This is a genomic window from Pseudomonas sp. JAI120 (assembly GCF_014207255.1).
In the GTDB taxonomy this organism is placed as follows: domain Bacteria; phylum Pseudomonadota; class Gammaproteobacteria; order Pseudomonadales; family Pseudomonadaceae; genus Aquipseudomonas.
Genome location: NZ_JACHCZ010000005.1, coordinates 203,933 through 230,165, shown reverse-complemented (window position 1 = coordinate 230,165; position 26,233 = coordinate 203,933). Strand labels below are relative to the sequence as shown.

22 protein-coding genes are annotated in these 26,233 nt (G+C 63.1%); 13 read left to right on the top strand and 9 right to left on the bottom strand.

The genetic code is table 11. The features are described from left to right. Window positions 1-139: 139 nt before the first annotated feature. Window positions 140-2,302: a TonB-dependent siderophore receptor gene (locus HDC32_RS24820; protein WP_184745887.1), complete on the bottom strand. Its 2,163-nt coding sequence runs from the start codon at window positions 2,300-2,302 to the stop codon at window positions 140-142. Between the two features lie 192 nt (window positions 2,303-2,494). Here HDC32_RS24820 and HDC32_RS24815 point away from each other — a divergent pair, with 192 nt between their 5' ends. Then, window positions 2,495-3,274: an acetoin reductase gene (locus HDC32_RS24815; RefSeq protein ID WP_131700190.1), complete on the top strand. Its 780-nt coding sequence runs from the start codon at window positions 2,495-2,497 to the stop codon at window positions 3,272-3,274. Window positions 3,275-3,344: 70 nt separating this feature from the next. Here HDC32_RS24815 and HDC32_RS24810 read toward each other — a convergent pair whose 3' ends face one another. Next, window positions 3,345-5,204 (bottom strand): sigma-54-dependent Fis family transcriptional regulator, encoded by a 1,860-nt coding sequence (locus HDC32_RS24810; RefSeq protein ID WP_131700191.1) that lies wholly within the window; start codon window positions 5,202-5,204, stop codon window positions 3,345-3,347. A 309-nt stretch (window positions 5,205-5,513) separates the two neighbouring features. On the opposite strand from HDC32_RS24810, the gene HDC32_RS24805 reads away from it, so the two are divergent. From HDC32_RS24805 to HDC32_RS24795, 3 genes are read left to right on the top strand one after another with little or no spacing between them, the layout of a single operon-like run. Continuing rightward, a complete protein-coding gene (locus HDC32_RS24805) occupies window positions 5,514-6,491 on the top strand; it encodes a thiamine pyrophosphate-dependent dehydrogenase E1 component subunit alpha (RefSeq protein WP_131700192.1) in 978 nt (325 codons plus the stop codon). Between the two features lie 26 nt (window positions 6,492-6,517). Then, a complete protein-coding gene (locus tag HDC32_RS24800; RefSeq protein ID WP_131700193.1) occupies window positions 6,518-7,537 on the top strand; it encodes an alpha-ketoacid dehydrogenase subunit beta in 1,020 nt (339 codons plus the stop codon). Then, the gene (locus HDC32_RS24795) at window positions 7,534-8,637 is read left to right on the top strand and encodes an acetoin dehydrogenase dihydrolipoyllysine-residue acetyltransferase subunit (protein WP_184745885.1); all 1,104 of its coding nucleotides are present in this window, start codon (window positions 7,534-7,536) and stop codon (window positions 8,635-8,637) included. Before HDC32_RS24800 ends, HDC32_RS24795 begins: the two co-directional genes overlap by 4 nt. Before the next feature lie 53 nt (window positions 8,638-8,690). Here the strand turns inward: HDC32_RS24795 and HDC32_RS24790 are convergent, their stop codons facing one another. Beyond that, window positions 8,691-9,587 (bottom strand): helix-turn-helix domain-containing protein, encoded by an 897-nt coding sequence (locus HDC32_RS24790; RefSeq protein WP_145337246.1) that lies wholly within the window; start codon window positions 9,585-9,587, stop codon window positions 8,691-8,693. 138 nt (window positions 9,588-9,725) lie between these two features. Between HDC32_RS24790 and HDC32_RS24785 the strand changes: the two genes are divergently transcribed. From HDC32_RS24785 to HDC32_RS24775, 3 genes are read left to right on the top strand one after another with little or no spacing between them, the layout of a single operon-like run. Then, entirely contained in the window at window positions 9,726-11,084 is a 1,359-nt protein-coding gene (locus HDC32_RS24785; RefSeq protein WP_131700196.1) for a glutamine synthetase family protein, read from the top strand. A gap of 22 nt (window positions 11,085-11,106) precedes the next feature. Further along, the gene (locus HDC32_RS24780; protein WP_167655437.1) at window positions 11,107-12,195 is read left to right on the top strand and encodes a polyamine ABC transporter substrate-binding protein; all 1,089 of its coding nucleotides are present in this window, start codon (window positions 11,107-11,109) and stop codon (window positions 12,193-12,195) included. After that, on the top strand, window positions 12,192-13,484 hold the full coding sequence (locus tag HDC32_RS24775) for an FAD-binding oxidoreductase (protein ID WP_184745883.1): 1,293 nt from the start codon (window positions 12,192-12,194) through the stop codon (window positions 13,482-13,484). The genes HDC32_RS24780 and HDC32_RS24775 overlap by 4 nt, the downstream gene beginning before the upstream one ends. Window positions 13,485-13,508: 24 nt before the next feature. Here HDC32_RS24775 and HDC32_RS24770 read toward each other — a convergent pair whose 3' ends face one another. Further along, window positions 13,509-14,402 (bottom strand): LysR substrate-binding domain-containing protein, encoded by an 894-nt coding sequence (locus HDC32_RS24770; RefSeq protein ID WP_131700199.1) that lies wholly within the window; start codon window positions 14,400-14,402, stop codon window positions 13,509-13,511. A 113-nt stretch (window positions 14,403-14,515) separates the two neighbouring features. Between HDC32_RS24770 and HDC32_RS24765 the strand changes: the two genes are divergently transcribed. Genes HDC32_RS24765 through HDC32_RS24755 form a run of 3 tightly spaced genes read left to right on the top strand, consistent with a single transcriptional unit; the run spans window position 14,516 to window position 16,779 of the window. Continuing rightward, window positions 14,516-15,520, top strand: coding sequence for an aldo/keto reductase (locus tag HDC32_RS24765; protein WP_184745881.1), 1,005 nt, complete (start codon window positions 14,516-14,518; stop codon window positions 15,518-15,520). A gap of 15 nt (window positions 15,521-15,535) precedes the next feature. Further along, complete coding sequence (locus HDC32_RS24760; RefSeq protein WP_184745879.1) at window positions 15,536-16,333, top strand: SDR family NAD(P)-dependent oxidoreductase; 798 nt, start codon at window positions 15,536-15,538, stop codon at window positions 16,331-16,333. A 29-nt stretch (window positions 16,334-16,362) separates the two neighbouring features. Then, entirely contained in the window at window positions 16,363-16,779 is a 417-nt protein-coding gene (locus HDC32_RS24755; RefSeq protein ID WP_184745877.1) for an SRPBCC family protein, read from the top strand. A gap of 94 nt (window positions 16,780-16,873) precedes the next feature. Here the strand turns inward: HDC32_RS24755 and HDC32_RS24750 are convergent, their stop codons facing one another. The 3 genes from HDC32_RS24750 to HDC32_RS24740 are packed head-to-tail and all read right to left on the bottom strand — an operon-like array spanning window position 16,874 to window position 19,273. Further along, window positions 16,874-18,268, bottom strand: a complete 1,395-nt coding sequence (locus HDC32_RS24750; protein ID WP_131700203.1) for a HAMP domain-containing sensor histidine kinase — start codon at window positions 18,266-18,268, stop codon at window positions 16,874-16,876. Further along, complete coding sequence (locus HDC32_RS24745) at window positions 18,246-18,929, bottom strand: response regulator transcription factor (protein WP_122539638.1); 684 nt, start codon at window positions 18,927-18,929, stop codon at window positions 18,246-18,248. The genes HDC32_RS24750 and HDC32_RS24745 overlap by 23 nt, the downstream gene beginning before the upstream one ends. A gap of 20 nt (window positions 18,930-18,949) precedes the next feature. Next, complete coding sequence (locus tag HDC32_RS24740; protein WP_184745875.1) at window positions 18,950-19,273, bottom strand: hypothetical protein; 324 nt, start codon at window positions 19,271-19,273, stop codon at window positions 18,950-18,952. Here HDC32_RS24740 and HDC32_RS24735 point away from each other — a divergent pair. Continuing rightward, window positions 19,254-20,159, top strand: coding sequence for a hypothetical protein (locus HDC32_RS24735; RefSeq protein WP_167655442.1), 906 nt, complete (start codon window positions 19,254-19,256; stop codon window positions 20,157-20,159). The genes HDC32_RS24740 and HDC32_RS24735 overlap by 20 nt on opposite strands. A 98-nt stretch (window positions 20,160-20,257) precedes the next feature. Here HDC32_RS24735 and HDC32_RS24730 read toward each other — a convergent pair whose 3' ends face one another. After that, window positions 20,258-21,481 carry a multidrug effflux MFS transporter gene (locus HDC32_RS24730; protein ID WP_184745873.1) on the bottom strand — a complete coding sequence of 408 codons (1,224 nt, stop codon included), beginning with the start codon at window positions 21,479-21,481 and terminating at the stop codon, window positions 20,258-20,260. Window positions 21,482-21,573: 92 nt separating this feature from the next. On the opposite strand from HDC32_RS24730, the gene HDC32_RS24725 reads away from it, so the two are divergent. After that, entirely contained in the window at window positions 21,574-23,058 is a 1,485-nt protein-coding gene (locus HDC32_RS24725) for a PLP-dependent aminotransferase family protein (protein WP_145337256.1), read from the top strand. On the opposite strand, the gene HDC32_RS24720 is transcribed toward HDC32_RS24725, so the two are convergent. Further along, window positions 22,988-23,896, bottom strand: a complete 909-nt coding sequence (locus HDC32_RS24720) for a MurR/RpiR family transcriptional regulator (protein ID WP_017136418.1) — start codon at window positions 23,894-23,896, stop codon at window positions 22,988-22,990. The two genes, HDC32_RS24725 and HDC32_RS24720, sit on opposite strands and share 71 nt — an antisense overlap. 284 nt (window positions 23,897-24,180) lie before the next feature. On the opposite strand from HDC32_RS24720, the gene iolC reads away from it, so the two are divergent. Next, window positions 24,181-26,118 carry a bifunctional 5-dehydro-2-deoxygluconokinase/5-dehydro-2-deoxyphosphogluconate aldolase gene (gene iolC / locus HDC32_RS24715; RefSeq protein WP_131700208.1) on the top strand — a complete coding sequence of 646 codons (1,938 nt, stop codon included), beginning with the start codon at window positions 24,181-24,183 and terminating at the stop codon, window positions 26,116-26,118. Window positions 26,119-26,233: the final 115 nt, after the last annotated feature.

Sequence of the window (26,233 nt, the reverse complement as noted above, 5' to 3'; positions counted from 1 at the left end):
GCGAGCGGGCTTGCCCCGCGTTGGGCTGCGGAGCAGCCCCAAAACACAGCCCCGGAGCTGCCTGGCGCACTGCAGCGCTCTTATTGGGGCTGCTGCGCAGCCCAACGCGGGGCAAGCCCGCTCGCCACAGGGGTAAGTGTCAGAAGTTTACCGAAGCACTCAGGCGCGCCGTCAGTGGTGCGCCCATGAACAGATAGTCATCGCCCATGTACTCGCCCGCGTCGCGCCAGTAGCGCTTGTCGAACAGGTTGTCGACGCTCAGGCGCAGCACCGTCTCGTAGCCGTCGACCTTGGTGGTGTAGCGGCTGCCGACGTTGACCACCGCATAATCCCCCACCTCCACATTGCCGTTGCGGTTGGCGTACTTCTTGGCGCTGTATTGCACGCCGCCGAGCACCGCCAGGCCATTGACCCACGGCAAGGCATAATCGGCGTACACACTGGCGCGCAGCTTGGGCACGTTGATCGCCTGGTGCTCTTCGTATTCCGGCGTGCCGCTGCCGTTCACCCGGGCACGAATCGCCGCCACGCTGGTGGAAATCTGCAGGCGCTCGGTGGCCCAGCCGTTGGCCGACAGTTCCACGCCGGTGTTCTTCTGCTCGCCCTGTTGCACATAGGTAAAGGTACCGGCGCCCTCCGGCTTGGCGTACTGGTAGGCTTGGCGCGTCTGGAACACGGCGGCGGCGAAGCTGATGCGGCGCCAGTCGTATTTCACCCCGGCTTCGATTTGCCGCGAGGTGGTCGGGGCCAGGGTTTCATCGGCGTTGTTGGCAAACCACGGCGCAGTGCCGCCCAGGGACAGGCCTTTGCTGTAACTGGTGTACAGCGAGATATTTTCTATGGGTTTGTAGATCAATGCCGCCTGGGGCAGAAACACGTATTGCTGGGTATGGCGGGCTTGGTCGCCCGTCACGCCGTCGAAGGCTTTTTCATCCAGGCGCACTTCGCGGCCGCCGAGGATGGTTTGCCATTGCTCGTTGAAGCGGATGCGGTCGGTGACGAACAGGCCGTACTGGCGGCTGTCGAGGGTGCGATGGCTGTCGTTCAAAGGCTTGTCGGTGGGCGTGAACGTCGGTGCATCATCGTCGATATTGGTCGTGCCGATGTACTCGTTGACGGACTTGCGCTTGTCGATCACCCGGCGAAACGCGCTGGTGCCGAAGGTCAGTTCATGGCCGATGCCTGCGGTGTCGAACAGGCCGGTCATCGCCGCCTGGACTTCATCGTCACGGCGGGTATCGTCGGGGCTGCGGTAGTCGTAGACGTCGTAGTTGCCTTCGGGGCTGAAGTAGTTCGGCACGCTGGAGGTGCAACTGGTCGAGCCATAGCAGCCCCAGGCAAACGAACTGTAGTCATCAATCACCACCTTGCTGCGCGCGGCGCTGACGCTGCCTTTCCATTGGTCGCTGAAGCTGTACTCGAACGTGCCGTTGAGGTTCAACGCGTCGATGCCGACCTGCCTGGAACCGCTCTGGTGGCCCAGCAGTTTTTTCGGCGAGGCATCGTGGGGCACCTCGTTGCCGCCCAGCAACTGGTAGCCCGGCACCGAGCGTTGTTGCTTGTTCTGGTATTCCGCGTCGAGTTGCAGCACGGCGTCGGGGCTGATGTTCCAGTCGAAGGCCAGGGATACGAAATCGCGCTGGCCGTTGGCGTGCTCCACATAGGAATTGAGGTCTTCATGGGCGATGTTGGCGCGCAGGCCGAATTGCTGCTCGCTGCCAAACCAGCCGCCGACGTCGGTGGCGATATAGCCACTGCCACGGTCATCGGTGGACACCGTCACCGAGCGCACATCCTCCGGGCGCTTGGTCACGTAGTTGATCACGCCGCTGGGTTCGGAAATCCCGCTCTGCAAACCGGCCAGGCCCTTGAGCACTTCTACCTGCTGCTTGTTTTCCAGGGCAACGTTCTGCTCGCCGGTGATGGTGCGCCCGTTGATCTTGTAGCTGCTCGCCGCATTCAGCGAGAAACCGCGCACCACGAAATTTTCGTAGTAGCCGATGGGGGCGTAGCTGTCGCCCACCGAGGCATCGTTGCGCAGCACTTCACTGAGCAGGCGTGCTTGCTGGTCCTTGATCAACGCGGCATTGATCACCGTGATCGAGGCCGGGGTGTCCAGCAGCGGCGCCTCATTGAAGCCGCCGACCGAGGCGGTGTCTGCGCGATAGCCGGACGCGTCCTCGCCCTGGACCTGCACCGCCGGCAGTTCGATCTGCGCCGCCCAACTATTGCCGATACCGCCGCTGAGCAGCAGGCCGAGAGCGAAACGTGTACTGACGACGGGACGAAAACGCAAAACCATGGGGGCAGGGCCTTAAAGCGCAGGGCGGGGGGCGCATAAACTAGGCATAACGGCCAGGTTTTACAAGCGTTCGGTACCGGCGCGTGCGCTGAGACAGTGCGTCTCAACGCCAACGCCAAACCCTTTGCGCCTCGACAGCCCGTGCGCGCACCTGCGATAGACAACGCTCTCTCATCGTTGCAGGAGATTGTCATGAGTATCGCTGGAAAAGTTGCGCTGGTGACCGGCGCCGGGCAGGGCATTGGCCGGGCCATCGCCCTTCGCCTGGCACAGGACGGTGCCGACATCGCCCTGGTCGACATCAATGGCGCCAAGCTCGAAGCCGTGGCCGCCGAAGTCGTGGCGTTGGGGCGCAAGGCCTCGGTGTTTATCGCCGACGTGTCCAAGCGCGATCAGGTGGTGGCGGCGGTCGAGCATGCGCACCAGACCCTTGGTGGCTTCGACATCATCGTCAACAACGCCGGGGTCGCGCAGATCGATTCGCTGCTGGACGTCAGCCCGGAACAGGTCGAGCGTACCCTGGGCATCAATGTGCAGGGCGTATTGTGGGGCATCCAGGCTGCCGGCAAGAAATTCAAGGCGCTCAAGCAGAAGGGCAAGATCATCAATGCCTGCTCCATCGCCGGCCACGAAGGCTTTGCGTTGCTGGGTGTGTACTCGGCCACCAAGTTTGCCGTGCGGGCCTTGACCCAGGCGGCGGCCAAGGAACTGGCGAGCGCCGGGATCACGGTCAATGCCTACTGCCCTGGGGTGGTGGGCACCGACATGTGGGTGGAGATCGACAAGCGTATGGCCGAGATTACCGGGGCTGAAGTGGGCGCGACCTACAAGAAGTATGTGGATGGGATTGCCTTGGGCCGTGCGGAAACGCCGGAGGATGTGGCGGGGTTGGTGGCCTACCTGGCCGGGCCGGATGCGGATTACATGACCGGGCAGGCGCCGTTGATCGATGGCGGGCTGGTTTATCGCTGATCTTCCAAGGCCTGCGGTGTTAAATGTGGGAGGGGGCAAGCCCCCCTCCCACATGGTTGACCCCGTTGTGTCAGTGCTTGCCGGGCATGTCGATGCCCAACTGGTTGACTCGGCGGTACAGGGTGGCTCGGGAAATGCCCAACGCCTGCGCCGTCGGCAACGGCTTCCAGCGATGCCGGATCAACGCGTCCAGTACCACTTGGCGTTCCGGGCTGACGCTGTGCTCGGTCAGCGCCTCGACCTGTTCGCCGCGCACTTCCACCGGCAAGTCCGCCAACTGGATGGTCCCGCCTTCACACACCGCACAGGCATACGCCAGCGCATGGTGCAGTTGGCGCACATTGCCCGGCCAGGCGTAGCCCAGCAGTCGTTCCAGCGCGGCCTGGCCGATGCCCACCGAGACGCCGCTGCCGCGCGCTTGCTGCTCCACCAGCCGGTTGATCAATGCCAGTTTGTCACTGCGCTCGCGCAGCGGTGGCAGGCAGAAGCGGGCGCAGCCGAGGCGGAAGTACAGGTCTTCGCGAAAGCGTCCTTCGTTGACCAGCACGGCCAGGTCGCGGTGGCTGGCGCAGATCACCTGGATGTCCACCGTGCGGGTTTTGGCCCCGCCCAGGGGCGCGACTTCACCCTCGGCCATCACCCGCAATAGGCGCGTCTGTAAGGCCAGCGGCATATCGCCGATTTCATCGAGGAACAACGTGCCGCCATCGGCCTGCACCAACAGCCCCGGCATGCCTTTGCTGGACGCACCGGTAAAGGCCCCGGCCACGTAGCCGAACAGCTCGCTTTCAATCAGGTTCTCGGGGATCGCCGCGCAGTTCACCGCGACAAAGGGCCCTGTTCGCCGGGCGCTGCGTTCGTGCAGTTGGCGGGCGAAAACTTCCTTGCCTGCACCGGTTTCACCCTGCACCAGTACCGGCAGGTTGCGGTCCTTGACGCGCACGGCCAGGCGCAGGTGTTCTTCCACCCGTGGGTCGACCTGAGTGTGCGCAACGGGCCGTGCCGGTTTGCGTCGCGGGGTGTTGACCCGCACGTGCAAGACGCCAGGCTCGCCCAGCCATTGCAGGTGTTGGGTTGATTGATCGGTGGCCGAGCGCAACGCATCCAGGTCGAACACTTCGCCGATATGCTCCGGCACCTGGCCGAAACGCCGGCGCAGTGCCTGGCGCGCCTTGCTGTTCAGCGCCTGCAGGCGTCCATCCTGGTCCCAGGCCAGCAGCAGGTCGGGCTGGCTGTCCACATAGCCCGGTGTGCTGTGGGCCTGGAGCACCCAGTGCTCGCGGGCGCTGTGCATGAAGAAGGCGTTCTCGATGGCTTGGGCACTCTGCGCCACCATCTGCCGCACCAAATGCTGGCTGCGTCGGTCATCCGGGGATTTGAGCGCCGAGGCGTCCATCACGCCCAGCAGGTTGCCCTGGGGGTCGAAGATCGGCGCGGCGGAGCAGGTCAGGCTGATAAAGGCGGCACGGAAGTGGTCGCGCTTGTGCACGGTCACTGCGGCCTTGCTGGTCAGCACCGTGGCCACGCCGCATGTGCCTTCCTCGGCTTCCGACCAGCAGGTGCCGAGGTACAGGCCGGCTTTGCGGCAGTCGCTGCGGATGGCAGTGTCGACGCGGTGGTCGATGGTCTGGCCCTGGGCGTCGGTCAGCATCACGCAGTAGTCGGCGTGGCGCACCCGATGGTGCAGTTGCCCGACTTCTTCGCTGGCGATGCGCATGAACAGTTCCGCGCGCTCGCGGCATTCTTTGAGCAAGGGTTCGGTGAGGATGCGGGGCCCCTGCAGCGAGCCGGGGTCGAGGTGGTGTTGCTCCATGGAGCGCCGCCATGAATCGAAAATCAGCGACGGCACCGGCGCCTGGGGCAGGCGATCGGCATTGCGGACCACGCGACTGACACAGTCGACGTGTTCCCTGGAGTTCGCGGCGAACATAAGGCCTCCGGTTCTCGATCTTTGTTGTTATGCCCGCCATTAAGCGCTTATGGGCGTCGACGGACAAGGCTGGCCTGACCAACTGCCGAGGCTGAGACGCAGCGTCTCAATTCGCCTGAGACGCTGCCTGCACGTTGCAATGCCGGGTCTCATTCTGCGCTGGCATCGCGCAGCGGCACAACCGTGCGGAACTGCTCTGGGTCAAGGCTTTGCCAGGTTTTTGTACGCCTTGGCACAGCCTGTGCTGAACCGCTTACAGCTGGCCGCAGCCAGCCTTTTGTGTGTCGAGACAACCTGGAGAACAACAAGATGTCCACTCACCTGTCCACCGATCAATTGCTGCATGCCTACACCGTGATGCGCACCATCCGGGATTTCGAAGAGCGCCTGCATGTGGAATTCGCCACCGGTGAGATCCCCGGTTTCGTGCACCTGTATGCCGGCCAGGAAGCCAGCGCCGCGGGGGTCATGGCGCACCTCAACGATGAAGATTGCATCGCCTCCAACCACCGTGGCCACGGCCATTGCATCGCCAAGGGCGTGGATGTGTTCGGCATGATGGCCGAGATCTACGGCAAGAAAACCGGCGTGTGCGGCGGCAAGGGGGGCTCCATGCACATCGCCGACCAGGAGAAGGGCATGCTCGGCGCCAACGGCATTGTCGGTGCCGGTGCGCCGTTGGCGGCAGGCGCTGCCCTGGCCTCCAAGCTCAAGGGCAGCCAGGGTGTGGCCGTGGCGTTCTTCGGCGACGGCGGTTCCAACGAGGGCGCGGTGTTCGAGGCGATGAACCTGGCGTCGATCATGAAACTGCCGTGCCTGTTCGTCGCCGAGAACAACGGCTATGCCGAGGCCACCGGTTCCGGCTGGTCGGTGGCGTGCAAGGACATTGCCGAACGGGCGGTGGGCTTTGGCATGCCGGGGGTGATTGTCGATGGCAATGACTTCTTCGCCGTGCACGCGGCGCTGGGCGTGGCCGTGGAGCGTGCGCGCAAAGGCGAGGGGCCGACCTTGGTGGAGGTCAAGCTGAGTCGCTTCTACGGCCACTTTGAAGGCGATGCACAAACCTATCGTGGCCCGGATGAAGTGAAGAACCTGCGCGAATCCCACGACTGCCTCGCACTGTTCCGCCAGCGCTGCAGTGCCGAAGGCTGGCTTGACGCGGCTCAGTTCGAACGTATCGACGGCGAGGTCGCGCAGTTGATCGACGACGCCGTGCGCCTGGCCAAGTCCGATCCCAAGCCCCAGGCCGCCGACCTGCTCAGCGATGTCTACGTCGCCTACCGCTAATAACAACAAGACTCGGAGAGAATCTCATGGCTCGCAAAATCAGCTATCAGCAGGCAATCAACGAAGCCCTGGCCCAGGAAATGCGCCGGGACCAGAGTGTGTTCATCATTGGCCAGGACGTCTCCGGCGGCACCGGCTCCCCCGGCGAGCAGGACGCCTGGGGCGGTGTGCTCGGCGTGACCAAGGGCCTGTACCCGGAGTTTCCAGACCGGGTACTCGATGCGCCGTTGTCTGAAGTCGGCTACGTCGGCATGGCCGTCGGCGCCGCCACCCGCGGCATGCGTCCGGTGTGCGAATTGATGTTCGTCGACTTTATCGGCTGCTGCCTCGACCAGTTGCTCAACCAGGCCGCCAAGTTTCGCTACATGTTCGGCGGCAAGACCACCACGCCGCTGGTGGTGCGCGCCATGTATGGCGCCGGCCTGCGCGCCGCCGCCCAGCATTCGCAGATGCTGACGTCGATGTGGACGCACATTCCCGGCCTCAAGGTGGTGTGCCCGGCCACGCCGTATGACGCCAAGGGCATGTTGATCCAGGCGATCCGCGACAACGACCCGGTGATCTTCCTCGAACACAAGATGCTCTACAGCCTGCAGGGTGAGGTGCCGGAAGAGCTGTACACCGTGCCGTTCGGCGAAGCCAACTTTGTGCGCGAAGGCCGCGACGTGACCCTGGTGACCTACGGGCGCATGGTGCATGTCGCCCTGGAAGCCGCCGCTAACCTGGCGCGCCAGGGCATCGACTGTGAGGTGCTGGACCTGCGCACCACCAGCCCGCTGGACGAAGACAGCATCCTTGAGAGCGTGGAGAAAACCGGGCGCCTGGTGGTGATCGACGAGTCCAACCCGCGTTGTTCCATCGCTACCGACATCAGTGCGTTGGTGGCCCAGCAGGGCTTCTCGTTCCTGCGCGCGCCGATCGAGATGGTCACCGCGCCGCACACCCCGGTGCCGTTTTCCGATGCGCTGGAAGACCTGTACATCCCCAACGCCGCGAAGATCGAGGCCGCCGTGCTGAAGATCGCCGACAAGAGGAATGCCGCATGATCCATACCTTGACCATGCCCAAGTGGGGGCTGTCGATGACCGAAGGTCGCATCGATGTCTGGCTCAAGCAGCCCGGCGACCGGGTGGAAAAGGGCGAAGAAGTGCTGGACGTCGAGACCGACAAGATCTCCAGCAGTGTCGAGGCGCCGTTCAGCGGTGTGTTGCGCCGCGTGCTGGCGCTGAGCGACGAGACCTTGCCGGTGGGCGCGCTGCTGGGGGTCGTGGTGGAAGGTGAGGCCAGTGAGGCCGAGATCGATGCGGTGATCGAAAGCTTCAACGCCGGGTTCGTCTCAAGCAGCGCCGAAGCCGAAGCAACCGGGCCGAGTGCGCAGAAGATCGAGGTGGGCGGGCGCTTGTTGCGCTATCTCGACCTGGGTGAGGGCGGTACGCCGCTGGTGCTGGTGCATGGCTTTGGCGGCGACTTGAACAACTGGCTGTTCAACCAACCGGCCCTGGCCGCCGAGCGCCGGGTGATCGCCCTGGACCTGCCAGGGCATGGCGAGTCGGGCAAGCATCTGCAAGCGGGTGACGCCGAGGAGCTGAGCCAGGCCGTGCTGGCCTTGCTCGATCACCTCAAGCTCGACCGCGTGCACCTGGCCGGGCACTCCATGGGCGGGTTGGTCAGCCTGACGGTCGCCCGTCAGGCTCCGGCGCGCGTTGCCTCGCTGACCCTGATCGCCAGCGCCGGGCTGGGGGCGGACATCAATGGCGATTACCTGCAAGGGTTCACCGAGGCCAATAACCGGAACGCGCTCAAGCCGCAACTGGTGCAACTGTTCAGCGACCCGACGCTGGTGACGCGGCAGATGCTGGAGGACATGCTCAAGTTCAAGCGCTTGGAAGGGGTGGACCAGGCGCTTCGTCAGCTCAATACCCAGTTGTTTGAGGGTGGGCGCCAGCGCCTGGATTTGCGCAGCGTAGTGGGGCAGCAACCGAGCCTGGTGATCTGGGGCAGTGACGATGCAATCATCCCGGCCGGCCATGCCCAGGGGTTGGAGGCCCAGGTGGAGATATTGCCGGGGCAGGGGCATATGGTGCAGTTGGAAGCGGCGGAGCGGGTTAACCAGCTAATCTCAACCTTCCTAAAATCCCAGCCTTGAAATGCAATCCAATGTGGGAGGGGACAAGCCCCTCCCACATTTTCAGATGCATTTCAAAGTGAGTGCTTTAGAGTTTCGCTGGGTAGTTCCTTGAACAATGCTCGATAGCTGTTAGAGAACCGCCCCAAATGCCAGAACGACCAGTTCATCGCCACCTCGGCCACGGTTGTTCCGGTACTGCTCAGCAACTCCCTCCGTGCCCCATTCAACCGGCGCAAGCGCAACCACTGCGCCGGGCTCATCCCGGTGTAGGTCTTGAACCCTTGCTGCAACTGGCGCAGCGGCACGCCGGCGATCCGAGCCAGTTCCAACAGATTGACGGTTTCGTCCGGCGCATCCGCCGCCCACTCGCCTATGCGTGCCATCAACTGGCGCTCTTCGCTGCGCCGCTGCAATGAACTGCGGTCCAGGCACACGCAGGCGTTGTCGAGGATGAACAGGCAGTCGTCGAGCAATTGCTGGGTGAGGGCGTCGCGGCTGATCGGGTCGGTCAAGGTGGACAAGCGCGTCAGCGTGCCACTCAGCCAGCGGCTGAACAGCGCGTTTTGCTGACAGGTCAGCGGCGCCATGAACAGGCCTTCCAGCGTCTCCATATCCAGGCCGTGGCGCTGCACGAATTGCGGGCCGAACACTACCGCCACTTCGCGGTAGTTTTCCGGGGTGATCCAGGTGTTGCGGCTTTCGCCATTGAGCAGGTACAGCGCGTTGTCGCTGCCATCGAAACAGAACGCCAACGCGCCCGGTGGTGCGTTGAAGTGCTGCTCCACGCGGGTGTTCATGCTCTCTTCGTAGACCTCGACACCTTGCAGGTCGAGGTAGCGGATGCGCCCGGCAAAATGCCCGGGGGACATCTGCTGGTACTGCTGCACCCAACCGGGTGTCGCACTGCATTGGGCGGCCACGTCACCGGTGGTGAAGGCCTGTACGCGCAAAGCGGTTGCCTGTGTCATGGGTGATCCGTGCGCACTCTATTGGTGCGTTGTGCTGCGTGCAAAGTGGATAGATGGCCCGTGAAGGCTGGCTCAAGATAGACCTCAATGCGCCGCGAGTACAAGCCGGCGCAGCACCCACCCCATGACGAGGTCCTTATGAACGCCCCCTTCGATCAGCTGTCCGCCTGGCTGAAAGAACACAAGATTACCGAAGTCGAATGCGTGATCAGTGATTTGACTGGCATCGCACGCGGCAAGATTGCGCCCACCAACAAGTTCCTGCATGAGCGAGGCATGCGCCTGCCGGAAAGTGTGTTGCTGCAAACGGTAACCGGGGACTTTGTCGACGATGAGCTCTACTACGACCTGCTGGACCCGGCCGATATCGACATGATTTGCCGCCCGGTATCTAACGCGACCTACGTGGTGCCGTGGGCCATCGAGCCCACCGCGATTGTGATCCACGACACCTTCGACAAGCACGGCAACCCCATCGAACTGTCGCCGCGCAACGTGCTGAAGAAAGTCCTGCAGCTCTACACCGACCAGGGCTGGCAGCCGATTGTCGCGCCGGAAATGGAGTTCTACCTGACCCAGCGCTGCGAAGACCCCGACCTGCCGCTGAAAACTCCGATTGGCCGCTCCGGGCGTGCCGAAACCGGGCGCCAGTCGTTTTCCATCGATGCCGCCAACGAGTTCGACCCGCTGTTCGAAGACGTCTACGACTGGTGCGAAGCCCAGGGCCTGGACCTCGATACGCTGATCCATGAAGACGGCCCGGCGCAGATGGAAATCAACTTCCGCCACGGCGATGCCCTCGACCTGGCCGACCAGATCACCGTGTTCAAGCGCACCCTGCGCGAAGCCGCGCTCAAGCACAACGTGGCCGCCACCTTCATGGCCAAGCCGGTGGCCGACGAGCCCGGCAGCGCCATGCACCTGCACCAGAGCGTGGTGGAGATCGCCACGGGCAAACCGGTGTTCGTCGACGCCGATGGCAAGATGAGCCCGCTGTTCCTGCACCATATCGGCGGCTTGCAGAAGTACATCCCCAAGCTGTTGCCGATGTTCGCGCCCAACGTGAATTCGTTCCGCCGCTTCCTGCCGGACACCTCGGCGCCGGTCAACGTGGAGTGGGGTGAAGAAAACCGCACGGTCGGCCTGCGTGTGCCCACCTCAAGCCCGGACGCGATGCGCGTGGAAAACCGCCTGCCGGGTGCCGATGCCAATCCCTACCTGGCAATTGCCGCTAGTCTGCTGTGTGGCTACCTGGGGATGATCGAACAGATCGAACCCAGCGCCCCGGTAGAAGGCCGCGCGTATGAGCGCCGCAACCTGCGCCTGCCGTTCACCCTCGAAGATGCCCTGGCGCGGATGGAAGACTGCGACACGGTCAAGCAATACCTGGGCGACAAGTTCGTGCGCGGCTACGTCGCGGTCAAGCGCGCCGAGCACGAGAATTTCAAGCGTGTGATCAGTTCCTGGGAGCGTGAGTTCCTGCTGTTGAGCGTCTAAAAAAAACCAAAGGGGTGTCGATATGCGTCTTGTGAACAAGCTTCTTCCGCTGGCCCTGGTGGCCGCGTTCAGCAGTGCCGGCCAGGCCGCGCCGACGGTGAGCGTCTACAACTGGACCGACTACATCGGTGAGACCACCTTGGCGGATTTCCAGGCCAAGACCGGGATCAAGGTGATCTACGACGTATTCGACTCCAACGAAACCCTGGAGGGCAAGTTGCTCGCCGGTCGCACCGGCTATGACGTGGTGGTGCCGTCCAATCACTTCCTGGCGCGCCAGGTAAAGGCCGGCGCGTTCCTCAAGCTCGACCGTTCGCAGTTGCCCAACTTCAAGAACGTTGATCCCAAGCTGCTCAAGCTGCTGGAGAAAAACGACCCGGGCAATGCGCACTCGGTGCCGTACCTGTGGGGTACCAACGGCATCGGTTATAACGTCGACAAGGTCAAGCAGGTGTTGGGCATCGACCATATCGATTCATGGGCGGTGCTGTTCGAACCGGAGAACATCAAGAAGCTCAACCAGTGCGGCGTGGCCTTCCTCGACTCGGCGGATGAGCTGTTCCCGGCGATCCTCAACTACATGGGCAAGGACCCGCGCAGCGAGAATGCCGAGGACTACAAGCAGGCCGAGGCCAAGCTGTTGACGCTGCGGCCGTACATCACCTACTTCCATTCCTCCAAGTACATTTCAGACCTGGCCAACGGTGATATCTGCGTGGCGTTCGGCTATTCAGGTGACGTATTCCAAGCGGCCAACCGCGCCAAGGAAGCCAAGAACGGCGTGAATATCGCTTACTCGATTCCCAAGGAAGGCTCCAACCTGTGGTTCGACCTGCTGGCCATCCCGGCCGATGCGAGTAACCCGAAAGAGGCCCATGCCTTTATCAATTACCTGCTCGACCCTGAAGTGATCGCCAAGGTCAGCGCCTCGGTCGGTTACGCCAACGCCAATCCGGCGGCCAAGGCGTTCATGGACCCGGAACTGGTGAACAACCCTGAGGTGTACCCGTCCCAGGCCGTGCTCGACAAACTCTATATTTCCACCACGCCGACCCCGGCGACCATGCGCCTGATGACGCGCGCCTGGAGCAAAGTGAAGACCAACAAATGATTCAAGCCAGTGACCACGCGCGTTCCTACTACCTTGCGTCCGCGAATGCCATGCCGGAGCGCCCGTCACTGGGCGCCGACCTGAGCGCCGATGTCTGTGTGATCGGCGGTGGTTTTACCGGCGTCAATACCGCTATCGAACTGGCCCAGCGCGGGCTCTCGGTGATCCTGCTGGAGGCCCGGCGTATCGGCTGGGGCGCCAGTGGGCGCAACGGTGGGCAGTTGATTCGCGGCATCGGCCACGATGTGTCGGGGTTCGCCAAGTACGTGGGCGAGGAGGGTGTGCGTTACCTGGAGCGCGCCGGTATCGACTCGGTGGCGCTGGTGGGCGAGCGCATTCGCGAGCACGGAATCGACTGCGACTTGCGCTGGGGGTTTGCCGAGCTGGCCAATACCCCGGCGCAGTTCGCCGCCTTCAAGGACGAGCAGGACAGCCTGGCGCGCCTGGGGTATGCCCATGAGATCCGTCTGGCGGGCCCGCAGGCTATCCGCGAAGTGGTGGATTCGACGCAGTATGCCGGCGCTTTGGTGGACATGGGCTCCGGGCACTTGCACCCGTTGAACCTGGTGCTCGGCGAGGCTCAGGTGGCCGAGTCCCTGGGGGTGCGGATCTTTGAACACACCGAAGTGCTGGCGCTGGTTCACGGCGACACGGTGCAGGTACGTTGCGCTGGCGGCACGGTAAGCGCCGCCAGTCTGGTACTGGCCTGCAATGCCCATCTGGAAGAATTGGAACCGCGCCTGAGCGGCAAGGTGCTACCGGCGGGCAGTTACATCATCGCCACCGAGCCGTTGCCTGAAGACGTCGCCCACGCATTGATCCCGCAAAACCTGGCCCTGTGTGACCAGAAAGTCGGCCTGGATTACTACCGGCTTTCCGCCGACCGCCGCCTGTTGTTCGGCGGTGCCTGTCATTACTCCGGGCGCGATCCGCGGGACATCGCCGCCTATATGCAACCGAAGATGCTCAAGGTGTTTCCGCAACTGGCCGACACCGCCATCGCGTTCCAGTGGGGCGGCAAGATCGGTATCACCGCCAATCGCTTCCCGCAGGTCGGGCGGCTGCAGCAGTACCCGAACGTGTTCTACGCCCAGGGCTATTCCGGGCATGGGCTTAACGTGACGCACTGGTGCGCGCGGCTGTTGGCCGAAGGCATACACGCGGGCCACAGCCAGGGCCTGGATGTGTTCAGCCAGGTGCCGCACATGACCTTTCCTGGCGGCAAGGCGTTGCGCTCGCCGCTGCTGGCGTTGGGGATGTTGTGGTACCGCCTGAGGGAATGGGTCTAGCCGACCGGCATCAGGTGGCAGTCATCATTCTTGGGGTTCGGTGAGTACCTTGCGGAAGGTTTCCACCAACGGCCGCAGGTTGATCCGGTGCCATGCCGCCCACAGCGGTGTGGTGTAGGTCAGCCACGGCAGTTCGCGCAGGACCACGCCGGGCGGTGCATTGCGGCTCAGGCCTTTTTGCACCATCGCCACCCCCAGCCCGGAGGCGACCAGGCCCAGTGCGGTAAACGGCTCGCTGGCTTCCATGGGGATCTGCGGGGTGAACCCGGCACGGATGCACGCGGCAACGAAGTCATCGGCCGGGCCGGCGCCGGGTTTGCGTTGCACGCCGATCCATTGCTGCTCGGCGAGATGGGCGGGCAGCAGTTCGTGTTGATGCGCCAGAGGATGATGCTCGGGCAAGGCCAGCAGCATCGGATCGTCCAAGACTTGCCGCGCGGTCAGGTCCGGGTCATCGACAGCGGGCGGCTCACCGACCAGGGCGACGTCAAGGCTGCGTTGGCGCAACCCTTCGAGCTGTTCCAGGGACGGCAGGTTGTAGAGCTTGATGTGCACGCCGGGCCGGTCATCGCGCAGGACGCGCAGGGCATTGGGCAATACGCCGGCATGCATGGCGTTCTCGATGTAACCGATGCACAGGCCGCCTTCTTCACCCCGACCCAGGCGTTTGCCCAGGGATTCCAGGCGATTGGCGTGGGTCAGCAGGGCCTTGGTTTCGGCGAGAAAGGTCTGGCCGTCGCGGGTCAGGCGGATGCGTTGCTGGCTGCGCTCGAACAGGGTCAGGCCCAGGCGCTCTTCGAGCTGGGCGATTTGCCGGCTCAGGGGCGACTGGGAAATGTGCAGGCGCTCGGCGGCGCGGCCGACGTGTTCTTCTTCGGCGACCACTTCGAAGTAGCGCAGTTGGCGTAGATCGATCATGTAAGACCTTCAAGGACTCAAGTTCGTCGCAGTATGTCTTGGACGGTCTGATCTATGCAATCTAGGATCTGCTCAACGGTCACAGCGACCCTGAACCCGATTGAGGATCCATCATGAGCCTGAAAGACAAACTGCCCGGCCAACTGGGCTTTGGCACCGCACCGCTGGGCAATATGTTCCGCGCCATTCCCGAGGAGGAAGCCCAGGCCACCGTAGCGGCTGCCTGGAACCACGGGGTGCGTTACTTCGACACCGCGCCGTTCTACGGCTCGGGTCTCGCGGAAATTCGCCTGGGCCAGGCCCTGTCGACCTATAACCGCGATGACTACGTGTTGAGCACCAAGGTCGGCCGGCTGATCCTCGACGAAGTTGAAGACAGCGCCCGCGACCTTGGCGAGAAAAGCGGCGTGTTCGAACACGGTCGGCCGAACAAGATGCTCAACGACTACAGCGCCGACGCCACCCTGCGCTCGATTGAAGACAGCCTGAACCGTCTGCAAACCGATCGCCTGGACATCGTGTGGATTCACGACATTGCCCAGGACTTCTACGGCGACCAGTGGCTGGAATACTTCAACCAGGCGCGTACCGGCGCGTTCAAAGTGCTCACCCGCCTGCGTGAAGAGGGTGTGATCAAGGCCTGGGGCCTGGGTGTGAACCGCGTCGAGCCATGTGAGCTGACCCTGGACCTGAGCGAAGCCCAACCCGATGGTTTCCTGCTGGCCGGCCGCTACACCTTGCTGGACCATGAGCGCGCCTTGCAACGGCTGATGGACGCAGCCCAGGCGCAGAACGTCGAGATCGTCGTCGGTGGCCCTTACAGTTCGGGCATCCTGGCCGGTGGCGCGCACTTCGAATACCAGCAAGCCAGCCCGGCGATCATCAGCAAGGTCGAGCAGATCAAGACGATTGCCCAGGCATTCGGCGTGAGCGTAAAAGCGGCAGCACTGCAATTTTCCCTGGCACATCCCGCCGTGGCTGCTGTAATTCCGGGAGCCAGTCGCCCGGGGCGGATTGCCGAAGACGTCGCGGCATTGTCAGAAAAAATCCCCACTGCCTTCTGGCAGGCCCTGCGCGATGCCCGCTTGATTTCGGACCGTGCACCACTGCCACGTTGAATTCAGGAGTTCATGATGAAAATCGATGTAAGTGGAAAAGTAGCCATCGTCACCGGCAGCACCGCCGGTATCGGCCTGGGCATCAGCCATGCCCTCGCGCAGTCCGGCGCCACCGTGGTGGTGATCGGGCGTGAAGTCGGCAAGGTCGACGATGCGCTGGCGAGCATTCGCCAGGCGGTGCCGGGCGCGGACCTGCGCGGGCTGGTGGCGGATCTTGGCACGGCCGAAGGCGCCGAAAAGCTGTTCGCTGCCGAACCTCGTGCCGACATCCTGGTCAACAACCTGGGCATCTTCAACGCTGTGGATTTCTTCGACGCCCCGGACAGCGAGTGGACGCGCTTCTATGAGGTCAACGTGATCTCCGGCGTGCGCCTGGCGCGGCATTACGTGCCGGGCATGGTCGGGCAGGGTTGGGGGCGAGTGATTTTCCTGTCATCGGAATCCGGCGTGGCGACACCGGCGGACATGATCAACTACGGCGTGACCAAAAGCGCCAACCTGGCGGTGTCCCATGGCCTGGCCAAGCGCCTCGCGGGTACGGGGGTGACGGTGAACGCTGTGCTGCCAGGCCCGACGTTTACCGACGGCCTGGAGCAGATGCTCAAGGACGCCACGGCCCAGTCCGGACGCAGTGCGCGGGACGAGGCCGATGTGTTTGTACGCAATGCGCGGCCCACGTCGATCATCCAGCGTGCGGCGAATGTGGATGAAGTGGCGAACCTGGTGGCGTACATTGCTTCACCCTTGTCTTCGGCCACCACCGGTGCCGCGTTGCGGGTCGATGGCGGTGTCGTCGACAGCATGGCGATCTGAATTCTTTTTTATTGTGTGGAGTATTTATCGTGGCAACTGCCTCTTGCGTAATTGAAATCCCTGTATCGGCCGATCAGGTCTGGCAATTGGTCGGCGGCTTCAACAGCCTGCCGGATTGGCTTGCGTTTATCGTCAAGAGCGAGCCCGGTGAAGGTGGCCGCGTGCGCCATCTGACGACCGCCGACGGTGGTGTGATCGTCGAGCGTTTGCAGACCTTCGATAACGTCGGGCGTACTTACAGCTACACCATTGAAGTGTCGCCGTTTCCGGTGAGCGCGTACCTGGCAACGTTGCGGGTTGAGGCGTTGACTGAGTCGTCGGCGAAGGTGACGTGGTCTGGTGTGTTTACCCCGGCGGCGGGTACGACGGAGGCGGCGGTGGAAGAGCTCTTTGCCGGTGTATACAGCGGCGGCCTGGAAGCGTTGCGCGCGAACTTCCCGGCCTGATCCGATCTACCAGGCAATGCAAGACTAATGTGGGAGGGGCGGTGCGACGATTCGACTTGCCGCCTCCCACCGTTTGACCTAACTGGCTGATGGATCAGGCTTCGGGCATCAGTTGCTGGCGGCACTCCAGGATCAGGCGCGCACCGCCTTGCTCGCTGGTGCCGACTTCCAACTTGAACCCATGCAAGTTGATGATCGCCGCCACAATCGACAAACCCAACCCGAACCCGCCTTGCTGGTCGCTTTCATCCACCCGATAAAAGCGCTGGAACACCGCATCGCGCTCGGCTGCCGGTATGCCCGGCCCGGAGTCGTGCACTTCAATGCGCGTGCTGCCGGCATCGTTGAGCCCGCGCAGGATCACTTCGCCGCCCGGTGGGGAGAACTTGATGGAATTGCTCAGCAGGTTGGCCAGGGCTTCGAACAACAGGGCGCGGTCGCCGGTGATCCATGGCAGGGACTCCGGGGTTTCCAGGCGCAGCTGCAATTCGCCTTCCTCCGCCAGGGGCAGGTAGAAATCATGCAACTCGCGCAGCAGCGGCAGCGGGTCCATGACCAGGAAGCCGGAACGGCGCTGGTGGTCTTCCAGCTCGGAGATACGCAGCAGCCCGCGAAAGCGCGCCATCAAGGTGTCGGTCTCGGCGATGGCGTCGTCCAGTTTCACCGCGTAGCCTGAGTCCTGCTCGGCCTCCTGCCGGATGCGGTAGAGCTGCGCACGCAGGCGGGTCAGCGGGGTGCGCAGGTCGTGGGCGATGTTGTCGCAGACGCCCTTGACCTCGTTCATCAGCTTTTCGATGCGGTCGAGCATGGCGTTGACGATGGCGGCGAGCATGTCCAGTTCGTCACGCCGGTTGGACAGCGGCAAACGGTGGGTGAGGTCGCCGGCGACGATGGCTTCAGCGCTGGCCTGGATCCCGCGGATCCGGCGCAGCGGGCGGCGGCGCAACAGATGCCAGCCGGCGGCGCCGGGGATAATCGTCAGGGACAGCGCCCACAGCAGGGCATGCCAGATGATCCGCGTCACACCGAACAGCGAGCCATTGGCGCGCACCAGCACCAGCCAGCGGCCGTCGTCGGTGTGGCTGGCGACGGCGTCGCAGCTGTCCTTGGGCAGTTTGGGGTCGTCGGAGTCGACGCAGTTGGCCAGGGCGTGGATCTTGCCGTCCAGCGGCAGGTCGGGCGGAATCGCGCGGATCGGTCCGCTCAAGGGACGGAACTGCTCATCGAACAGGCCGTAGGCGTCCACGCCCTTCATGTCGAAGGTCATGCTGGTGGTCAACGCTTCCAACAGTTCTTCGCCGTCGAAGCGTTGGAACAGGTGCTGGCGTTGCATCAGGGAATGGCGCGACAGGTCGCCCAGGTAACCTGACACCTCGTAATACAGCACCCCCATGAGGATGCAGCTCCAGGCCACGAACAACGAACTGTACAGCGCCAGCAGGCGGCTGCTGGAAGAACGCCAGCCTTTAGAGGGGTTCAGCAATGACATAACCGGAACCTCGTACCGTGCGGATCAGCGGCGGGAGGCCCGGTGGATCGATTTTCTTGCGCAGGCGGCCGATGTGCACGTCGATCAGGTTGGTGCCCGGGTCGAAGTGATAGCCCCAGACTTCCTCGAAGATCATCATCCGCGACAGGATCTGCCCGGTGTTGCGCATCAGGAATTCCAGCAGTTTGTATTCGGTGGGCAGCAGGCTCAGCGGCTGTTCGGCGCGGCTGGCTTCGCGGCTGATCAGGTTCAATTCCAGGTCGGCCACGCGCAGGGCAGTCTCGAATTCCTTGACCGTGCTTTTGCGGCGCAGCAGCACCTCGACGCGGGCGGCCATTTCGTCCGAGGCGAAGGGCTTGGTCAGGTAGTCATCACCCCCGGCGCGCAGGCCGCGCACGCGCTCGTCGACGTCGGAGAGGGCGCTGATCATCAGGATCGGCGTCGATACCCCGATGGTGCGCAGGGTGGTGACGATGGCCAGGCCATCGAGTTCCGGCAGCATGCGGTCGAGGGTGATCAGATCGTAATCACCACTCACGGCGCGGACCAGGCCTTCGCGGCCGTTGTCCACCCAATCTACGTCCAGTCCATGGCTACTCAGCTCGGCGACGATCTCGCGGGCCGTTACGGCATCATCCTCGATGGTCAAAATGCGGGTCATAGGATTACCTGGTGAGCGATTCACACTAGAAGTGGGGGCATTTTGCCAAGAAATGGCTGAACGCTTCCTAAATAAAACTTCATGTTGGCAAAACTGACACAAGTTTCATGGCGGGTACCGGCCGGGGACAATCCGTCTCCCACAGGGAATGCATTACGCCCGCCTGCCACAGCCATTTCTTGCAAGTTGCATGGTTCAGGCAAGTTCAATTTACTTAACGTGTTGAAATATAAGTAGTTTAATTTTTGGCGCGACTGGCATGCTGCCTGCACTGTCCCTTTTGAGACTTGTAACACTATTTTTCCTGCCGGGAGCACAACAACAATGATCACATCGTCATCCATGCTGCAAGAGTCGAGCGCGCGCTCCGGGGTTTCCTGGGGGGCTATCTTTGCCGGGGCCGCTGCGGCGGCTGCGTTATCCCTGATTCTGGTATTGCTGGGCTTCGGCCTGGGTTTTTCGGCGGTGTCGCCGTGGGCCGACAGCGGTATCAGCGCCAAGGGGCTTGGCATTTCCACGATTATCTGGCTGGCGTTTACCCAGATCGTTGCCTCGGGCCTGGGCGGTTATATCGCCGGCCGGTTGCGGGTGAAGTGGGCCAATATGCATGGCGATGAGGTGTACTTTCGCGACACCGCCCATGGTTTCCTGGCCTGGGCGGTTGCCACGCTGATCACCGCAGTGCTGGTGGTCGGTTCGGTCAGCAGTGTCGTGAGCGGCGGTGTGAAAGCCGGTGCCAGCGTGGCAGCGGGCGCGGCCAGCGGTGTCACACAAGCCGCAGGCAGTGCAGCCAAAGGCGTCAACGGCGGCGACTTTGACTACTACGTCGACAGCCTGTTTCGTGATGATCGCCCGGTCGCCGTCAGTGATGACGCTGCCCATGGCGTGGTTGCACGCATCTTCACCCGCACCCTGAGCAACGACGGCCAACTCGCCGCTGAAGACCGTGCCTACCTGGCCCAGTTGATCAGCCAGCGCACCAACCTCAGCCAGGCCGATGCCGAAGCGCGTATCGACAAAGTCTACGGCGATGCCCGTAAAGCCGTCGAAGACGCCAAGCTCAAAGCCAAGCAAGCCGCTGATACGGCCGCGAAAGTTGCTGCCTATACCTCGCTGTGGACCTTTGTCGCACTGTTGATCGGCGCTTTCTTTGCCAGCTTCGCTGCGACCTTTGGTGGCCGTCGCCGCGATGCCGTGGTGTACGTCGAAACCGAAACCTACGTTCGTTAATTCAAGGAGAACACCATGCGCTCATTACTTCTGTGGTTCCTCGGCGTGCCGATCCCGGTCATCATCCTGATTGCAATTTTCATGCACTGATCCCGGGCTCAGCTCGGCCCGATGTGGGAGGGGACAAGTTCCCTCCCACATTTGGGTTTGTAGAGTGTCAGCCAGGTTGCTACCAACAGTGCGCTGGCAACGGCGGTCATGATCACCAGCGGCTGCGAGGTACCGTCGGACAGCAGCCCGGTGGCCCAACTGCTCACGGCAGTGAGGAACATCTGGGTAAAGAAGAACAACCCCGACGCGGTTCCTGCAATCGCGCCGTACGGCTGCAACACCGACAGTTGGCACGCCGGAATCACCATCCCCACCGACACCATGATCACCAGCATCGGCAGCACGATCGCCAGCCATTCCCCCGGCATAGCGGTGGTGGCAACCGCGAGGATCACGCTGCCCAGCACGTTCAAGCCGATGGCTGCATTGATCAACCGGTCCGGCTCGAAGCGCCGCACCAGCCTGCGGAACAGGTTCGCGCCGAGCATGTAGCCGCTGATGGTCGCCGCGAACACCAGCGCATACGCCGTGGCAGACAGGTGGAAGCCCCGCTGCAGCAGCGCCGAAGACTCACTGATAAACGGGAAATAGGTGCTGTACACGCAGCCGATCGCCAGGGAATAGCGCAGGAAATAGCGGTCGCGCAGTAACTGACCGTAGAGGCGTAGCAGGTTGCTCGGCGGCGCGGCGGCGACATCGGCCGGGCGGGTTTCGGGCAGGCGGCGATACACCACCAGGTAGAGCACTGCGCCGATCACGCCGAGCAGCACAAACAGGCCGCGCCAGTCGATGAAGGGCAGCATCAGGCTGCCAAGCACCGGAGCGGCCATCGGTGACACGGCCATGGCCATGGAAATCAGGCCCAGCAGGCGCGCCTGTTCATCCCGGTCGAAATAGTCGCGCACGATCACCCGACCGATCACCGTGGTGCAGCACCCGCCCAGGGCCTGGAACAGGCGGGCGATGATCAGCACACCGATGCTGTCGGCCAGGGCGCAGGCCACGGTAGCCAGCACGTACAGAAACAGTCCCGCCAGCAATACGGGACGGCGGCCGAAACGGTCGGTCAGCGGGCCGCTAATCAGCAGGGAGATCGCCGAACCGAAGGTGTACAGCGTGAGGGTCAACTGCAACTGGCTGTCGCTGGTCTGGAAGTAATCGGCCATGGCGGGCAGGGCGGGCAGGTGCATGTCCAGGGTGATGCGTGGCAGGCCGATCAGCACGGTCAGCAGTATCAGCCAGAACCACGGGGAGAGGGCGCGTTGAGTCATGGGCGGTGTCTTCACGAGGAGGAGAGCCCGCACTCTAGCGGCATTGTGGTTTAATCCTCAGGGCCGCTTATGACGAACATGATTGGACCACTATGAGCCGAGGAAAAACCCCATCCGCCCTGGACCTGCCGCGTCCCGACAGCCTGGAGGTGGGAAAGCAGCAGGGTGCTTACGAGGCCTTGCGCGCAGCGATCCTGAACCGACAGGTGCCGGCGGGCAGCCGTTTGCCGTCCACCCGCAGCCTCGCCGAACGCTGGCGGGTATCCCGTGGCACGCTGGAGGCGGCGTTCGACCGCCTGCACAGCGAAGGCTATGTACAGCGCGTGGCCGGTTCCGGTACGCGGGTGTGTGCGGTGATCCCCGAGCAATTCATTGCGGCACCTGCACCCCGCGCGATGCCTCGTCGCGAAGTGGCGGTTGATCGCCCCGAGTCCGGGGTGCAGAGCCATGTGCCTTTTGTCGCTCGGCGACCTGACGCCAGCCTGTTTGACATGAAGGCCTGGGCACGCTGTATTTCCCGGGGACTGCTATCGGCGGGGCCGGGTGCGCTCGAAGCAGGCCATCCCGCCGGGCTGCCGGAACTGCGCGCACAGATCGCCGACTACCTGCGCAGCTATCGCGGCATGCACTGTGAGGCGGATGAAGTGATCGTCACCACCGGCATTCGCCACGCCCTTGACCTGATCGCGCGTACGCTGCTCAAGCCCGGTGACACGGCCTGCGTCGAAGACCCTGGCTATCCACCGGCACGACGCTTGTTCGGGCTGGCGGGTGCAGAGGTCCAGGCGATTGCGGTCACGGCCGAGGGGCTCGATACCGCTCAACTCCCCGACACGGCGCGCCTGGCCTACGTCACCCCGGCCCACCAGGCACCGTTGGGCATGACCCTGTCGGTGTCGCGACGCCTGGCGCTGCTGGACTGGGCTGCCCGCGCCGAGGCCTGGGTGGTGGAAGACGACTATGACAGCGAATACAACTACCACAGCGCACCGCTGGCGGCGCTCAAATCCCTGGATGCCAATGACCGGGTGATCTACTGCGGCAGCTTCAACAAAAACCTGTTCCCCGGTTTGCGCGTCGGCTTCATGGTGGTGCCCAAGGCGCTGCGCCCGGCGTTGTTGCGCACCCTGCAACTCACCGGGCATTCGGTGGGGGCCAGTGATCAATTGGGGTTGCTGGAGTTTCTCGGCAGCGGCGCTTTCGTGCGCCACTTGCGGGCTTCGCGCCAGGCGTATCAGGCGCGGCGCGATGTGTTGCTCGAGTGCCTTGGACCCCACTGTACGATCAGCGGGCAGCAGGCCGGATTGCATTTTGTGTTGTGGTTACCGACCGGTGTCGAGGAAGGCGAATTCTGTGCGCGTGCCGCGCAAGCCGGGCTGACGTTGCAGCCACTGGGCAAGTTCTGCGTCGAGGCGATCCTGCCGCCGGCGGTCATCATCGGCTACACCGCGTTGACCCTGGCGCAGATCCGCTTTCACGGGCGTGCGCTAGCCCAATTACTGCCGGTCAGTCATCAAACCCGACCTGCTCGTGAATCTCGTCCACCTTCAACTCCAACCGATACGCCACCGCAATAAACAGCGCCTGGCACAGGCACAAGGTGGCGCTCAATGAGCGGAAGGCAAACGACGAGCCTTCATTCACCAACAGCACCGCGTTGGCCCGCTTGGCCAGGGGCGACAGGTTGCTGTCGGTGATGATCAGGGTCTTGGCCTGATGGTGCTGGGCGATCCGCAGGCAGTGCTGGGTCTCTTTGCCGTAGGGCGTGAAGCTGATGGCGATCACCAGGTCATTGGCACGCACGCTGCGCATCTGCTCGCGATAGCTGCCGCCCAGGCCTGAGATCAGGTGGATGCGCTTATTGGTGTGCTGCAGGTTGTAGACCAGGTAGTCGGCCACCGCGAACGAACGGCGCACGCCGACCACGTAGATATTGTCGGCGTTGACCACCAGGTCGACGGCTTTTTCAAACGCCACATCATCCAGCTCCAGCCCCAGGCGCTCGATACCCGACAGGGTCGCGTTGACGCACTCGCGGGCCAGGTCGCCGCCGCTGGCTTTCTGCGACTTGTTGGCGATCATGCTGCGAATGCGCTGCTGGTAGTTCTGCACCGGCGTGGTCTTGTGGGTGTAGGCCTCGCGAAACAGCGCCTGCATCTCACTGAACCCACTGAACCCGAATCGCTGGGAAAACCGCACGATCGCCGAGGGGTGCACTTCGCATTCGCGGGCGATGTCGCTGATGCGGTCGACCATGATCCGGTCGCTCTGCTGGCTCATGTAGCTGGCGATGCGCTTGAGCTGGCGCGGCAGGCTTTCGTATTCGTCGGTGATCAGCTGCAACAGGCGTTCGGCATTGATCGGAGGGCTGGCGATAGTGTCTTCCAGGGTGGTCTCGGGATCGGTGCGGGACATGGGCAATCCTTCTGGCGTGTTCTTCTGGTGCGCTGATGGGTGGCGCAAGTCTACAGGGTAGGCGCAAAAAAATACCCCGGCATCACGGCCCGCGTGGCCTGCTGAAACGATGCACGGCGGCTGGCGTGCCCCTATGCTGACGTATTGGAAAAAATATTCCACTAAAAATAATTATGGAATAAATATTGATTGCCGCCGCCGGACGTTCTAGTCTGCTCCCACCAAGAGCGTTTGCCGTCGCCACGGCGGCACAACGCAGGCTGATAAAAATAACAGGAGCCAGCATGGGCCAGACTCGTTTTGCCAGTGGGCGTCAATTGGATCTGATTTGCCTCGGGCGCCTGGGCGTCGACCTCTACGCACAGCAAGTAGGTGCGCGGCTTGAGGACGTGTCCAGCTTCGCCAAATACCTCGGCGGTTCCTCCGCCAATATCGCTTTCGGCACTGCCAGGCTGGGGCTCAAGTCGGCGATGTTGAGCCGGGTGGGGGACGACCATATGGGGCGTTTCCTGGTGGAATCCCTGGCCCGCGAAGGCTGCGATGTCAGTGGCATCAAGGTCGATTCGGAACGCCTCACCGCCATGGTGCTGCTGGGCCTCAAGGACCGCGAAACCTTCCCGCTGGTGTTCTACCGCGAAAACTGCGCCGACATGGCCCTGCGCGCCGAGGACGTCAACGAGGCCTTTATTGCCTCGAGCAAAGCCTTGCTGATCACCGGCACGCATTTCTCCACCGACGGCGTGTACAAGGCCAGCATCCAGGCCCTGGACTATGCGGCCAAGCACAACGTCAAGCGCGTGCTGGATATCGACTACCGCCCGGTGTTGTGGGGCCTGGCGGGTAAGGCTGACGGCGAAACCCGTTTTGTCGCCGACCAGAATGTCAGCCAGCATGTGCAGAAAATCCTGCCGCGTTTCGACCTGATCGTCGGCACCGAAGAAGAATTCCTGATCGCCGGCGGCAGCGAAGATCTGCTCACCGCCTTGCGCACCGTGCGTGAACTGACCCCGGCGACCCTGGTGGTCAAGCTCGGCCCGCAAGGCTGCACGGTGATCCACGGTGCGATTCCGGCACGGCTGGAAGATGGCGCCATCTACCCGGGCGTGCGGGTTGAAGTGCTCAACGTGCTGGGCGCAGGCGATGCCTTTATGTCGGGGTTCCTCAGCGGCTGGATCAATGACGCCAGCGATGAGCGTTGCAGCCAGTTGGCCAATGCCTGTGGCGGTCTCGTCGTCTCGCGCCACGCCTGTGCGCCGGCCATGCCGACGCCGGCCGAGCTGGATTACCTGTTCAGCAGCCCGGTGCCGATCACCCGGCCCGACCAGGACGCGACCCTGCAACGCCTGCACCGCGTCACCGTGCCGCGCAAGGCCTGGAAACAGCTGTTCATCTTTGCCTTCGATCACCGCTGGCAACTGGTGGACCTGGCGCAACGCGGCGGCCAGGACCTGACCCGCATCAGCGAGATCAAGCAGCTGTTTATCCAGGCCATCCAACGCGTGGAGAAAAAGCTCGCCGAGCAGGGCGTCGAGGCCGATGTGGGCCTGTTGGCCGACCAGCGCTTCGGCCAGGACGCGCTCAATGCCGCCAGCGGTCGTGGCTGGTGGATCGCCCGCCCGGTGGAAGTGCAGAACTCGCGGCCACTGGCGTTCGAACATGGTCGCTCGATCGGCAGCAACCTGATTGCCTGGCCCCAGGAGCAGATCATCAAGTGCCTGGTGCAATACCACCCCGACGATGAGCCCATGCTGCGCCTGGAACAGGAAGCGCAGCTCAAGGCGGTGTACGAGGCTTCGGTGACCAGCGGCCATGAGCTGCTGCTGGAAGTCATCCCGCCCAAGGACCATCCGTCCACTTACCCGGACGTGCTCTATCGCAGCCTCAAGCGCCTGTACAACCTGGGTATCTACCCGGCGTGGTGGAAAATCGAGGCACAGTCGGCCGAGGACTGGACAAAGCTCGACGAACTGATCCAGGAACGCGACCCGTACTGCCGTGGCGTGGTGTTGCTGGGCCTGAACGCGTCGGCCGAATGCCTGGCCGCCGGCTTCCAGCAGGCCAGCCAGAGCAGCACCTGCCGTGGGTTTGCCGTGGGCCGTACGATCTTCCAGGAACCGAGCCGTTTGTGGATGGCGGGGGAGATTGATGATGAGACGTTGATCCAGCAGGTCCAGGCGACCTTTGAGCAGTTGATCAACGCCTGGCGCAGTGCCCGAGGCTAAACCCAGTTCTTAATTTGAAATGCAATCCAATGTGTGAGGGGCGGTGCGACGATTCGACTTGCCCCCGATGGCGGTGGTGCAGTTACAGAAGTGTTGCCTGACACTCCGCTATCGG

Bases quoted from the DNA above. Each gene is read 5' to 3' on its own strand.
- HDC32_RS24720 (WP_017136418.1), bottom strand. From the start codon at position 23,896: ATGTCCCGCACCGATCCCGAGACCACCCTGGAAGACACTATCGCCAGC.
- HDC32_RS24760 (WP_184745879.1), top strand. From the start codon at position 15,536: ATGAAAATCGATGTAAGTGGAAAAGTAGCCATCGTCACCGGCAGCACC.
- HDC32_RS24820 (WP_184745887.1), bottom strand. From the start codon at position 2,302: ATGGTTTTGCGTTTTCGTCCCGTCGTCAGTACACGTTTCGCTCTCGGC.
- HDC32_RS24740 (WP_184745875.1), bottom strand. From the start codon at position 19,273: ATGGATGACGATGTGATCATTGTTGTTGTGCTCCCGGCAGGAAAAATA.
- HDC32_RS24815 (WP_131700190.1), top strand. From the start codon at position 2,495: ATGAGTATCGCTGGAAAAGTTGCGCTGGTGACCGGCGCCGGGCAGGGC.
- iolC (WP_131700208.1), top strand. From the start codon at position 24,181: ATGGGCCAGACTCGTTTTGCCAGTGGGCGTCAATTGGATCTGATTTGC.
- HDC32_RS24735 (WP_167655442.1), top strand. From the start codon at position 19,254: ATGATCACATCGTCATCCATGCTGCAAGAGTCGAGCGCGCGCTCCGGG.
- HDC32_RS24805 (WP_131700192.1), top strand. From the start codon at position 5,514: ATGTCCACTCACCTGTCCACCGATCAATTGCTGCATGCCTACACCGTG.
- HDC32_RS24745 (WP_122539638.1), bottom strand. From the start codon at position 18,929: ATGACCCGCATTTTGACCATCGAGGATGATGCCGTAACGGCCCGCGAG.
- HDC32_RS24730 (WP_184745873.1), bottom strand. From the start codon at position 21,481: ATGACTCAACGCGCCCTCTCCCCGTGGTTCTGGCTGATACTGCTGACC.
- HDC32_RS24800 (WP_131700193.1), top strand. From the start codon at position 6,518: ATGGCTCGCAAAATCAGCTATCAGCAGGCAATCAACGAAGCCCTGGCC.
- HDC32_RS24770 (WP_131700199.1), bottom strand. From the start codon at position 14,402: ATGATCGATCTACGCCAACTGCGCTACTTCGAAGTGGTCGCCGAAGAA.
- HDC32_RS24785 (WP_131700196.1), top strand. From the start codon at position 9,726: ATGAACGCCCCCTTCGATCAGCTGTCCGCCTGGCTGAAAGAACACAAG.
- HDC32_RS24780 (WP_167655437.1), top strand. From the start codon at position 11,107: ATGCGTCTTGTGAACAAGCTTCTTCCGCTGGCCCTGGTGGCCGCGTTC.
- HDC32_RS24790 (WP_145337246.1), bottom strand. From the start codon at position 9,587: ATGACACAGGCAACCGCTTTGCGCGTACAGGCCTTCACCACCGGTGAC.
- HDC32_RS24725 (WP_145337256.1), top strand. From the start codon at position 21,574: ATGAGCCGAGGAAAAACCCCATCCGCCCTGGACCTGCCGCGTCCCGAC.
- HDC32_RS24750 (WP_131700203.1), bottom strand. From the start codon at position 18,268: ATGTCATTGCTGAACCCCTCTAAAGGCTGGCGTTCTTCCAGCAGCCGC.
- HDC32_RS24810 (WP_131700191.1), bottom strand. From the start codon at position 5,204: ATGTTCGCCGCGAACTCCAGGGAACACGTCGACTGTGTCAGTCGCGTG.
- HDC32_RS24765 (WP_184745881.1), top strand. From the start codon at position 14,516: ATGAGCCTGAAAGACAAACTGCCCGGCCAACTGGGCTTTGGCACCGCA.
- HDC32_RS24795 (WP_184745885.1), top strand. From the start codon at position 7,534: ATGATCCATACCTTGACCATGCCCAAGTGGGGGCTGTCGATGACCGAA.
- HDC32_RS24775 (WP_184745883.1), top strand. From the start codon at position 12,192: ATGATTCAAGCCAGTGACCACGCGCGTTCCTACTACCTTGCGTCCGCG.